The following is a 12,019-nucleotide window of genomic DNA, read 5'->3' on the forward strand; positions in this document are numbered from 1 at the left end:
TGCAGCGGGTGGGCCGGGTGGGTGTCAAATCGCTGATCTACTTCGAGGTGGTCACTTCCATCGCCCTGGTGCTGGGCCTGGTGCTGGCGTTCTGGTTCGAGCCCGGCGTGGGCATGAACGTGGACCCCAAGGCGCTGGACCCCAAAGCCATGGGCGCCTACGTCGAGAATGCCAGCAAGCTCACCGGGGGCGGCTTCACCGACTTCTTGCTCAAGCTCATCCCCACCACGGCCGTAAGCGCATTTGCCAACGGCGATGTCCTGCAGGTGCTGCTGTTCTCCATCGTTTTTGGCTGCGCGCTGGCGTTGATTGGCGAGCGCGGCGCACGCGTCACCATCCTGATCGACGACCTGTCGCAAGTGCTGTTCAAGACCATGGGCCTGATCATCAAGCTGGCACCGCTGGGCGTGCTGGGCGCCATTGCATTCACCGTAGGCAAGTATGGCCTGGGTTCCCTCAAGCAGCTGGGCATGCTGGTGGCACTGTTCTACGCCGCGGTGGCCATCTTCGTCGTGGTGGTGCTGGGCCTCATCATGCGGGTGTCGGGCTTCAGCCTGTTCAAGCTGCTGCGCTACCTGCGGGAGGAACTGGCTGTGGTGTTTGCCACCACGTCGTCAGACAGTGTGTTGCCGCAAATCATGGCCAAGCTCAAGCACATGGGCATCCGCGACTCCACGGTGGGCCTGGTGATCCCCACGGGCTACTCGTTCAACCTCGACGCGTTCTCGATCTACATCACGCTGGCGGCCGTGTTCATCGCCCAGGCCACCAACACGCCGATTTCCATGGCCGACCTGCTGACGATCCTGGCGATCTCGCTGGTCACCTCCAAGGGCGCACACGGCGTGCCCGGCTCGGCCATCGTGGTGCTGGCGGCCACTTTGCAGGCCATCCCTGCCATCCCGGCGATTGGCCTTGTGCTGGTGTTGTCGGTGGACTGGTTCATGGGCATTGCCCGCGCACTGGGCAACCTCATCGGCAACTGCGTCGCCACCGTGGCCGTGGCAGCCTGGGAAGGCGATATCGACCGCGAACGCGCCCACGCAGTGCTCGACGGCCGCGAGCCGCCATCGCCGCGCGCCTGATCTGGCATGGCACCTGTGCAGCACGCGACAATCCAGCCATGAGCATCAACCAGACCCAGATCGCCCAGCAGGTGGTGGAATCCATCCTTGCGCAAAAACTCTCGCCCGGCGAGCGCCTGGGCGAGCAGGAGCTGGCCGATCTGTTTGGCGTGAGCCGCACCCTGGTGCGCGAAGCCCTCATGCAGCTGCAGGCACGGGGCTTTGTGGAAGTACGCTCGCGCCGTGGCTGGTACGTGGTGGAGCCCTCGGTGGAGGATGCGCGCGACGCGTTTTCGGCCCGGCGCATCATCGAATCAGGCATCCTTGCCGACGCAGGCCGTCCGCTGCAAACCGTGACCCGCCGCCTGCGGGCGCACATTGCCGATGAGCAGCAGGCCATCGAAGGCGCCGATGCCGCCACACGCGCCTTTCTGCTCGCAGACTTCCACGTCTGCCTGGCCGAGGCGATGGGACACCGCAGCCTGAGCGACATCCTGCGCGACCTCACGGCGCGCACTACCCTGGCCGCCTCGCTGTACCAGTCGCAACACGCGGCCAGCCAATCCTGCGCCGAACATGCAGCCATCGTCGAAGCGCTGGAGGCTGACAACACCACGCTGGCCCGCGAACGCATGCTGGCCCACATCGGGCAGGTGGAGGGCGCCCTGAACCCCGGCCAGCCCCTCGTGCGCGACCGGCTGCGTGAATCCCTGGCTCCGCTGACGGGCCAACGCACCAAGGCTGCATCCATAGACCTGGGCTAGGCCAAACCACACACCCGGCACATCTAGGTCCCCAAAGTTTCCCGACGGCCTTCGTTGAAGGCGGTCGGTCGATTCACTGCGCCGTCTTCTAAGGGTTTACCGGGATAAGCGCGCCCGGTCATTTTGTATACGATTTTTGTATGGACACCTGTGCACCATCTGGCACAGGTATTCATTCCGTATCCACACCCACAACCCCCGAAGGACACCCATGAACCCGCCCGTACACCCCGTGGACGAACACCTACCCCTGGGGCGACTCACGGCGCTGGGCCTGCAGCATGTGCTGGTGATGTATGCGGGTGCCGTGGCAGTGCCCCTCATCGTGGGCCGCGCGCTCAACCTCACGCCCGACCAGGTGGCCAAGCTGATCTCGGCCGACCTGTTTGTTTGCGGGCTGGTCACGCTGATCCAGGCGCTGGGCGCCTCGCGCTGGTTTGGCATTCAGCTGCCCGTGATGATGGGGGTGACCTTCGCATCGGTGGCGCCCATGATCTCGATGGCGCAGACCACGGGCGGCACGGCCGGGGCCGGGCTGATCTTTGGTTCGGTGATCGGTGCTGGCGTGATTTCCATCCTGATCGCTCCGCTGGTGAGCCGCATGCTCCGTTTCTTCCCGCCCGTGGTGACCGGCACCATCATTGCGGTCATCGGCATCAGCCTGATGCGCGTGGGCATCAACTGGATCTTTGGCAACCCGGTGGGTCCCACGGCGCCCAGTGTGCCCAACCCCGAGCACCTCAAGTGGCTGGCCGATGCACAAGCCGCTGCCGGAGCCCCCGGCTCGTCACTGTCGCCGGTGCCCAAGGGCTTTGCGGTGGTACCCACAGTACCCAACCCGAAATACGCGGACCTGACCGGCGTAGGCATCTCGGGCCTGGTGCTGCTGTCCATCCTGCTGATTGCCAAGTTCGCCAAGGGCTTCATTGCCAACATCTCGGTGCTGCTGGGCATCGTCATTGGCGCGGTGGTGGCCGTGGCGCTGGGCATGATGAACTTCGACAAGGTGGCCAAGGCGCAGTGGTTTGACCTGGTGCTGCCGTTCGAGATTGCCGGCCCCGTGTTCGACCCCATCCTGATCCTGACCATGACCCTGGTGATGATCGTGGTGATGATCGAATCCACCGGCATGTTCCTGGCCCTGGGCGAGATGACCGACCGCAAGGTGGACCAGGCAGCCCTCACGCGCGGCCTGCGCACCGATGGCCTGGGCACGCTGCTGGGCGGCATCTTCAACACCTTTCCGTACACCAGCTTTTCGCAGAACGTGGGTCTGGTCGCCGTCACCGGCGTCAAGAGCCGCTTCGTGTGCGTGGCGGGCGGCGTGATCCTGATCGTACTGGGCGTGCTGCCCAAGATGGCCGCGCTGGTCGAGTCCCTGCCCACCATGGTACTGGGCGGCGCGGGGCTGGTGATGTTCGGCATGGTGGCGGCCACGGGCATCCGCATCCTGGGCGGGGTGGACTTCAAGACCAACCGCTTCAACGCCATGATCGTGGCCGTATCCATCGGCGTGGGCATGGTGCCGCTGATCGCGCCCAGCTTCCGCCAGTGGATGCCGCATGCCATCCACCCGCTGATCGAATCCGGTATCCTCCTGGCCTCGATCACGGCGGTAGCCCTGAACGTTTTCTTCAATGGCGCCAGCCGCGACACCTCCGCCGCTGTCAACGCCGCACGCCAGGCCGACGCCCACTAGCATCCCGCCTGCCCGCTGCCGAAAACCTGCCACCGCCCGCGTGGCCCCGCCCCCTGTCCGCCATGGCTGCCAGGGGGTTTTGGCTTCATGCTGCATACGCATAAACCTGCATGTCCGCCGCCCACGCCATCGGGTACCCTTGTTTTTGCTTTCCGCCCAGGACTTCCAGGATTTCCGCATGACACAGAACATTTCCGCCGCCGAACAGGCCCTGCGCGACGCTGCGCGCGAATACCACCGCAACCCCACCCGGGGCAAGATTTCGGTCACCCCCACCAAGCCGTTGTCCAACCAGCGCGACCTGTCGCTGGCCTACTCGCCGGGCGTGGCCTACCCGTGCCTGGACATCGCGGCCGACCCCTCCAAGGCGTTTGACTACACCTCGCGCGGCAACCTGGTCGCGGTGATCACCAACGGCACGGCGGTGCTGGGCCTGGGTGACATCGGTCCGCTGGCCAGCAAGCCGGTGATGGAAGGCAAGGGCTGCCTGTTCAAGAAGTTTGCCGGCGTCGACGTGTTCGACATCGAACTGGCCGAGCGCGACCCCGACAAGCTCATCGAGATCATCGCGGCGCTGGAGCCCACGCTGGGCGGCATCAACCTCGAAGACATCAAGGCGCCCGAGTGCTTCTACATCGAGCGCGAACTCAGCAAGCGCATGAACATCCCGGTGTTCCATGACGACCAGCACGGCACGGCCATCATCAGCAGCGCCGCGCTGCTCAACGGCCTGGAGCTGGTGGGCAAGCAGATCGGCGAGGTGAAGATTGCCGTCTCCGGCGCGGGCGCGGCCGCCATTGCCTGCCTGAACGTGATGGTGGGCCTGGGCGTGAAGATCGAGAACATCTTCGTGTGCGACTCCAAGGGCGTGATCTACGAAGGCCGCCCCGGTGGCTACGATGAGTCGAAGGCGCGCTACGCGCAAAAGACCGACGCCCGCACGCTGGCCGATGCAGTCAACGGCGCCGACGTGTTCCTGGGCTGCTCGGCCCCCGGCGTGCTCACGGCCGAGATGGTCAAGACCATGGGCCCCAAGCCCATCATCCTGGCACTGGCCAACCCCGAGCCCGAGATCCGCCCCGAACTCGCCAAGGCCATTCGCCCGGACTGCATCATCGCCACGGGCCGCTCGGACTACCCGAACCAGGTCAACAACGTCCTGTGCTTCCCGTACATCTTCCGCGGCGCGCTGGACTGCGGCGCCACCAAGATCACCGAGGCCATGAAGCTGGCATGCGTGCGCCAGATCGCCGACCTGGCCAAGGCCGATATCAGCGAAGAAGTGGCCAGCGCCTATGCCGGCAAAGAGCTGACCTTTGGCCCCGACTACCTGATCCCCACGCCGTTCGACTCGCGCCTGATCCTCAAGATCGCGCCTGCCGTGGCCAAGGCCGCTGCCGAATCGGGCGTGGCCACGCGCCCCATCGAAGACATGGAGGCCTACAGGGAGACGCTGTCGCGCTTTGTCTACCAGACCGGCATGCTGATGCGCCCCGTGATCAACGCGGCCAAGGCCCTGCCCGATGCACAAAAGCGCGTGGCCTACGCCGACGGTGAAGACGAACGCGCCCTGCGCGCCGCGCAGATGGCCATCGACGACAAGATCGCCACGCCCATCCTCATCGGCCGCCCCGCCGTGATTGCCGCGCGCATCGCCAAGGCCGGTCTGCGCATGCAGCTGGGTAAGGATGTGGAGGTGTGCAACCCCGAGGACGACCCGCGCTTCCGACAGTACTGGGAGCACTACCACCAGCTCATGAAGCGCAACGGCGCCTCGCCCGAAGTGGCCAAGGCCGCCGTGCGCCGCTCCAACACCATCATCGCCTCGCTGATGGTCAAGCTGGGCGACGCCGACGCCATGATCTGCGGCCTGGTGGGCACCTACGAAACGCACCTGGAACGAATCCACAGCATCATCGGCCGCCAGGAAGGCGCCAACAACTACGCGGCGCTGAACGCGCTGATGACCAGCCGGGGCACGCTGTTCATCGCAGACACCTACGTCAACGAAGACCCCACGGCCCAGCAGCTGGCCGACATCGCCTGGATGTCGGTGCAGGAGGTGCAACGCTTTGGCATCCCGCCCAAGGTCGCTTTCCTGTCGCACTCCAGCTATGGCTCGTCCAAGCGTGCATCGGCCCGCAAGATGCGCGAGGCTCGCGACCTGTTCGTGGCCGCCCACCCCGAGATCGAGTGTGATGGCGAGCTGCACGGCGATGCCGCGCTGGAGCCAAACATCCGCAACGCCTACATGGCGGACTCGACCCTGACGGACTCGGCCAACCTGCTGATCTGCCCCAACCTGGATGCCGCCAACATCCTCTACAACGTGCTCAAGACGACCACCAGCGGTGGCGTCACGGTGGGCCCCATCCTGATGGGCGCCGCTGCCACGGCCTACATCCTGACCCCGGCCGCCACCGTGCGCCGGGTGCTCAACATGACGGCCCTGGCCGTGGCCAGCGCTGCTGCCCGGCCACGCTGAGCGCGCTGTGCTGCGCTGGCTGTGAGCAGGCCATGCGCAGCCCAGACCACACACCGTTTCAACGGGGCCCTCGGGCCCCGTTTTTCATGGGCGCGACAGCCCCCCGCACGGTGAGCGCACCATTTCGGGAAACCCAGCATGTTGGCATGCACCACTTCGGTGAACAATGGGGCACGGCAAAACCCCCGCATGCGCAAACCGGGCATCGTTTTTGCTGACTGCTGGTACATGGCCCTGGTTGGGGCCGATACCTTCCCTCACCGCATTTCCCCTCGCCCGACAGGAGCCCCCGATGAAAAAAAGACTGTTCATGCAAACCGCCGCCGCCCTGGCCCTGATCGGCAGCACCTCGCTGGCCCAGGCGCAGGCCACCACGCCCATCAAGTTCCAGCTCGACTGGCGTTTTGAAGGCCCCGCCGCATTGTTCCTGCAGCCCGTGGCCAAGGGTTACTTCAAGGCCGCAGGCCTGGATGTGGCGGTGGATGCAGGCAACGGCTCGGGCGGCGCGGTGCAACGCGTGGCCTCGGGCACGTACGACATGGGCTTTGCCGACCTGGCCGCCGTGATGGAATTCCACGCCAACAACCCCGACGCGCAGAACAAGCCCGTGGCGGTGATGGTGGTCTACAACAACACGCCCGCTTCGGTCATGGCCCTGAAGAAGAGCGGCATCACCAAGCCCGCCGACCTGGCTGGCAAGAAGCTGGGCGCCCCCGTGTTTGACGCAGGCCGCCGCGCGTTCCCCATCTTCCAGAAGGCCAACGGCATTGGCGCCGTGACCTGGACCGCCATGGACCCCCCGCTGCGTGAAACCATGCTGGTGCGCGGTGATGTCGACGCCATCACCGGCTTCACCTTCACCTCACTGCTCAACCTGGAAGCGCGCGGCGCCAAGGCCGCCGACGTGGTGGTGCTGCCCTACGCAGACTTTGGCGTGAAGCTGTACGGCAACGTGATCATTGCGAGCCCCAAGCTCATCAAGGAGAACCCAGCCGCCATCAAGGCCTTCCTGTCAGCGTTTACCAAGGGCGCCAAGGAAGTCATCGCCAACCCTGCAGCCTCCATCGAATACGTGAAGGCGCGCGACGGCATCGTGAACGTGCCGCTCGAAACCCGCCGCCTGCAGCTGGCCATCGACACGGTGATCAACAGCCCCGACGCCCGGGCCGAAGGCTTCGGCCAGCTCAAGCCCGGCCGCCTCTCGCTGATGGCGTCGCAAGTCTCGGATGCGTTCAACACCAAGACCCGCGTGAACGCCGACGATGTGTGGAACGCCAGCTTTTTGCCCAGCGCAGCCGAGCTGAACATCCTGCCGAAGAAGTGACACCCCCTGAGTCGCTTCGCGCCTTCCCCCTCTCTCGACTCGCTGCGCGAGTCGGGTGGGGGACGCCCCCGGTGCACGCCAGCGAAGCGCCGCCTACGCGGCATGGCAGCCCTTGCACGGGGGCGCTGGCCTGGGCCGCGCCCAGCATCCACCTCGGTGCACCAACACTACTCACTACGGACCTCTGATGCAGGCTGCTGATTCCTACTTTGTGGACTTCCGCGACGTCTGGCTCGCCTACAACGACGAGCTGCGCGCCAAGAACCAGTTTGCGGTCGAAGCCATCGACCTGCAGGTACGCCAGGGCGAATTCATCGCTATCGTCGGCCCCTCGGGCTGCGGCAAGTCCACGTTCATGAAGCTGGCCACGGGTTTGAAGATGCCCTCCATGGGCAAGATCCTCATCGACGGGCAGCCGGTGACGGGGCCACTCAAGGTCTCGGGCATGGCCTTCCAGGCGCCTTCGCTGCTGCCCTGGCGCACCACGGTGGACAACGTGCTGCTGCCGCTCGAAATCGTCGAGCCCTACCGCAGCAACTTCAAGCAAAAGCGCAAGGAATACGAAGAACGCGCCCGCAAGCTGCTGCAAAAGGTGGGACTGGCGGGGTATGAGGACAAGTTCCCGTGGCAGCTGTCGGGCGGCATGCAGCAGCGCGCCAGCATCTGCCGCGCGCTGATCCACGAGCCCAAGATGCTGCTGCTGGACGAGCCCTTTGGCGCGCTCGACGCGTTCACTCGCGAGGAGCTGTGGTGCATCCTTCGCGACCTGTGGACCGAGCAGAAATTCAACGTGATCCTGGTCACACACGACCTGCGCGAGTCGGTCTTTCTGGCCGATACGGTGTATGTGATGAGCAAGAGCCCCGGCCGGTTTGTGGTGCGCAAGGAGATCGAGCTGCCGCGCCCGCGCGACCTGGAGATCACCTACACCAAGGAATTCACCGACATCGTGCACGAGCTGCGCGGCCACATTGGCGCCCTGCGTAAGGCTGGCGCGCCCATCCAGCAATAAACAAGGCGAGTCATGCACAAGAAAACCGTGGAGCGCTGGTCCCCCTGGATCCTGCTCGTCGCCATCATCCTGCTGTGGCAGATCGTCTGCTCGGCCTTCAGCGTCCCTGAATACCTTTTCCCCAGCCCCTGGGTCATTGCTACGCAACTGGTCGAGTTCAGCGGCGTAATTGCTGCCCACGCCTGGCGCACCTACTGGGTGACCATGGCGGGGTTTGGCATTGCCATCGTGGTCGGCGTGCTGCTGGGTTTTGTGATCGGCTCCTCTCGCCTGGCCTATGCCGCCGTGTACCCGCTGATGACGGCCTTCAACGCACTGCCCAAGGCCGCCTTTGTGCCCATCCTCGTGGTGTGGTTCGGCATTGGCGTGGGGCCTGCCATCCTCACGGCGTTTCTCATCAGCTTCTTCCCCATCATGGTCAACATCGCCACAGGCCTCGCCACGCTGGAGCCCGAGCTGGAAGACGTGCTGCGCGTGCTGGGCGCCAAGCGCTGGGACGTGCTGACCAAGGTAGGCCTGCCGCGCTCCATGCCGTACTTCTACGGCTCGCTCAAGGTCGCCATCACCCTGGCCTTTGTCGGTACCACGGTGTCGGAGATGACCGCTGCGAATGAAGGCATTGGCTACCTGCTGATCAGCGCAGGCTCGTCCATGCAGATGGGCCTGGCCTTTGCGGGCCTGATGGTGGTGGGTGCGATGGCCATGGTGATGTACGAGCTGTTCAGCTGGATCGAAAAGCGCACCACCGGCTGGGCGCACCGGGGCTCGCAAGGCGAATGAGTTTGCACGGGCGGGTGTGAACAAATCAGCACAAATGCCGCCCAGCGCTTGTCCATAAAGCGCCAGCAGCTACGTTTTTGGGAGCAAATAGCACCACCCACGGTGTTAGAGCAGCGCCGCCGCTATACTTCGCGCCCCGTTGCACCGCAGGATCGCCTGGCATGCGCTTGACCGCATTTTTCCACCCGCTAGCCGCCCTTGCCACCGTGTCCTTGCTGGCAGCCCTGGCCCTGGCCGCATGTGGTGGCACCACGCCCACCCGGCCCGACGCGGGCGCGCAGCCCCCTCTTTCCCCCTCCGCTCCCCCCATCCGCATCGGCATCGCCCTGGGCGGCGGCGCTGCCAAGGGTTTTGCACACATCGGCGTGATCAAGATGCTGGAAGCCAATGGCTTTGCGCCCGCCGTGATCTCTGGCACCAGTGCGGGCAGCGTGGTGGGTGCGCTGTATGCCAGCGGCATGAATGCGTTTGAGATGCAGGAAAAAGCTGTGGCGCTGGACGAAGCCAAGATCCGCGACCTGCAACTCTCGTCCGGCGGGCTGGTGCTGGGCCAGAAGCTCGAAGACTATGTGAACGAGCAGGTGCGCCGCAAGCCACTGGAGCAGATGGCCAAGCCCTTCGCAGTGGTGGCGACGCGCCTCGAAGACGGCGAGCGCACCGTGTTCGCACGCGGCAACGCGGGGCAGGCGGTGCGTGCATCGAGCAGCGTGCCCGGCGTGTTCCAGCCCGTCACCATCGGTAAATACCATTTTGTGGACGGCGGCATCGTGAGCCCCGTGCCGGTGGATGCGGCACGCCAGCTGGGCGCCGATATCGTGATTGCCGTGGACATCTCCAACAAGGCCCGGGGCCAGACGCCTGGCAACATGCTGGGCGCGCTCAACCAGTCGATTGCCATCATGGGCCAGAAGCTGGGCCAGGCGGAGCTGGCGCGGGCCGATGTGATCATCCGCCCGCAGGTGCTGGACATTGGCGCCGCCGACTTCAGCCAGCGCGCCAATGCCATTGTGGAAGGCGAAAAGGCCGCCCTGGCCGTGATGCCGCAGATCCGCGAGCGTGTGGCCCAGCTGCAGTCCGAGCGCAGCAAGGCGGCGGCGCAGGCCCAGCAGAAGGCGGCCGAGGTGCAGTACCAGGCCTGCCTGGACAACCGTAGCCGGCTCCAGAAGCTGGCGGGCCTGGCCAAACTGGACGACTCCTGCCCGGCGCCCAAGTAGCGCGGCAAACAAACGATTCAGGCGCAGTGCCCTTCAGGTAAAGTCAACTGCGCCCCCGGCCTGCCAGCACATCCCGACACCGACTTCACGCCCCACTGTCCGCCCCACCCATGTCTTCGCCTTTCTCCGCCGTCAAACCCAGCGCCAAGCTCTCCGACCAGGTGGCCAGCGCGCTGGAGGCCGAGATTCGTGCGGGCCGCATCCAGGCGGCCGACAAGCTGCCCACCGAAGCTGTGCTGGCGCAGCAGTTCCAGGTCAGCCGCACGGTGGTGCGCGAGGCGATCTCGCGCCTCAAGTCGCTGGGGCTGGTGGACTCGCGGCAGGGCAGCGGCGTGTATGTGCTTGCGCCTGGCATCGAGCCGCTGCAGTTCGATGTGCCCCTCGCGGCATCGCGCGAGGCCGTGATGCAGATCGTGGAGGTGCGCCGCGCGCTCGAATCCGAAGTGGCCGAACTCGCGGCCTTGCGGCGCAGCGACGACGACCTCGCCGCCATCCGTAAGGCCATGCAACAGATTGCCAGCGCCGTACGCGATGGCCGCGACGGGGTGGAAGAAGACGTGCTGTTCCACCGCGCCATCGCCCAGGCATCGGGCAACCCGTTCATGATCAGTACGCTGGACTACCTGGCGCAGTTCCTCAAAGGCGCCACCCGCGTGACCCGCGCCAACGAGGCGCGGCGCACCGACTTTGCCGACGCCGTGACCCACGAGCACACGCAGATCGTGCAGGCCATCGAGGCGGGTGACCCGATGGCCGCACGCGCGGCGGCGGCACAGCACATGAAGAACGCGCTGGCCCGCATCGAGCAAGCCGACCTCACGTTCTGGGCACAGGACGGCGCCCGTCTTGCGCAGCCGCTGGTGGCGGCATCGGCACCGCTGGTGTTCTGAGCTACATCCAAGAGCCAGTTTGAGGACGGGGCTTGAACAAGCCCTGACTCGGACCTCGCACATCTCTGCGTGGGGATTGCGCGATGGCGGCAGATGGGGTCGCCACCCAGCGCACAGCTGATTTGCTATCTATTTGATAGCTATCGACGCAATTTCCACTGGCGCTTCAGCCCAAAAATCGTCAAAACTGCATCACAGCCCGTGCCCACATCTCGCCAGACGCGGGTTAACCCGTACCAGCGAAGCATCGGATAATTTGTATGATAACCATATAAACACACCAACCGAGGTGCATTTCAGGCCTCGCCCGAAACGCTGCATGGGCCCATCCCATTGCGCTGCTGCACCTTCCCTCCCGGAGATATCCCGTACATGTCCACCCTCGCACTTCTCGGCATCGGCGCCGGCAGCATTGGCCTGCTCCTGCTGCTCATCATCCGCTGGCAGGTCCACGCCTTCGTGGCGATGATGCTGGTGAGCTTTCTGGTGGCGTTTGCCACGGGCATGCCGATTGGCGACATCATCAGCACGCTGATTGCAGGCATGGGCGGCACGCTGGGCTCGGTGGCCATCCTGGTGGCGCTGGGTTCCATGCTGGGGCGCATGATCGAGGTCTCGGGCGGCGCGGCCAGCCTGGCCAACCGCTTCACGCAGCTGCTGGGGCCCACACGGGTGCCCATGGCACTCACCGCCGCAGCGCTGGTGTTGGCCATCCCGGTGTTCTTTGACGTAGGCTTCATCATCCTGGTGCCCATCGTCTACGGCTTTTGCAAGGCGGCGGGCGTCA

General features: G+C 65.2%; 9 protein-coding genes and 1 pseudogene. All 10 read left to right on the plus strand.

Translation table 11 applies throughout. The features are described from left to right. Positions 1–1,085, plus strand: a 1,085-nt coding sequence (gene dctA / locus ISS20_RS19635; RefSeq protein WP_291438763.1) for a C4-dicarboxylate transporter DctA, incomplete at its 5' end; no start/stop codon positions are given. Between the two features lie 38 nt (positions 1,086–1,123). Next, entirely contained in the window at positions 1,124–1,828 is a 705-nt protein-coding gene (locus tag ISS20_RS19640; RefSeq protein ID WP_291438765.1) for a GntR family transcriptional regulator, read from the plus strand. 211 nt (positions 1,829–2,039) lie between these two features. Continuing rightward, complete coding sequence (locus tag ISS20_RS19645) at positions 2,040–3,527, plus strand: nucleobase:cation symporter-2 family protein (RefSeq protein ID WP_291438766.1); 1,488 nt, start codon at positions 2,040–2,042, stop codon at positions 3,525–3,527. Between the two features lie 178 nt (positions 3,528–3,705). Next, positions 3,706–6,012, plus strand: coding sequence for an NADP-dependent malic enzyme (locus tag ISS20_RS19650; protein ID WP_291438767.1), 2,307 nt, complete (start codon positions 3,706–3,708; stop codon positions 6,010–6,012). Positions 6,013–6,304: 292 nt separating this feature from the next. Beyond that, on the plus strand, positions 6,305–7,336 hold the full coding sequence (locus ISS20_RS19655) for an ABC transporter substrate-binding protein (protein WP_291438768.1): 1,032 nt from the start codon (positions 6,305–6,307) through the stop codon (positions 7,334–7,336). A 187-nt stretch (positions 7,337–7,523) separates the two neighbouring features. After that, positions 7,524–8,348 (plus strand): ABC transporter ATP-binding protein, encoded by an 825-nt coding sequence (locus tag ISS20_RS19660; protein WP_291438769.1) that lies wholly within the window; start codon positions 7,524–7,526, stop codon positions 8,346–8,348. 12 nt (positions 8,349–8,360) lie between these two features. After that, complete coding sequence (locus ISS20_RS19665; protein WP_063462470.1) at positions 8,361–9,128, plus strand: ABC transporter permease; 768 nt, start codon at positions 8,361–8,363, stop codon at positions 9,126–9,128. 161 nt (positions 9,129–9,289) lie between these two features. Then, positions 9,290–10,342, plus strand: coding sequence for a patatin-like phospholipase family protein (locus ISS20_RS19670; protein WP_291438776.1), 1,053 nt, complete (start codon positions 9,290–9,292; stop codon positions 10,340–10,342). A gap of 110 nt (positions 10,343–10,452) precedes the next feature. After that, the gene (locus ISS20_RS19675) at positions 10,453–11,232 is read left to right on the plus strand and encodes a FadR/GntR family transcriptional regulator (protein ID WP_291438777.1); all 780 of its coding nucleotides are present in this window, start codon (positions 10,453–10,455) and stop codon (positions 11,230–11,232) included. A 372-nt stretch (positions 11,233–11,604) separates the two neighbouring features. Further along, a pseudogene (locus ISS20_RS19680) lies at positions 11,605–12,019 on the plus strand (transporter); the annotation flags it as partial.

This window comes from Acidovorax sp. (genome assembly GCF_016783915.1).
GTDB lineage: Bacteria > Pseudomonadota > Gammaproteobacteria > Burkholderiales > Burkholderiaceae_C > Acidovorax.

Coding starts and splice junctions, on each gene's coding strand:
- ISS20_RS19640 (WP_291438765.1), top strand. CDS start 1,124: ATGAGCATCAACCAGACCCAGATCGCCCAGCAGGTGGTGGAATCCATC.
- ISS20_RS19645 (WP_291438766.1), top strand. CDS start 2,040: ATGAACCCGCCCGTACACCCCGTGGACGAACACCTACCCCTGGGGCGA.
- ISS20_RS19650 (WP_291438767.1), top strand. CDS start 3,706: ATGACACAGAACATTTCCGCCGCCGAACAGGCCCTGCGCGACGCTGCG.
- ISS20_RS19655 (WP_291438768.1), top strand. CDS start 6,305: ATGAAAAAAAGACTGTTCATGCAAACCGCCGCCGCCCTGGCCCTGATC.
- ISS20_RS19660 (WP_291438769.1), top strand. CDS start 7,524: ATGCAGGCTGCTGATTCCTACTTTGTGGACTTCCGCGACGTCTGGCTC.
- ISS20_RS19665 (WP_063462470.1), top strand. CDS start 8,361: ATGCACAAGAAAACCGTGGAGCGCTGGTCCCCCTGGATCCTGCTCGTC.
- ISS20_RS19670 (WP_291438776.1), top strand. CDS start 9,290: ATGCGCTTGACCGCATTTTTCCACCCGCTAGCCGCCCTTGCCACCGTG.
- ISS20_RS19675 (WP_291438777.1), top strand. CDS start 10,453: ATGTCTTCGCCTTTCTCCGCCGTCAAACCCAGCGCCAAGCTCTCCGAC.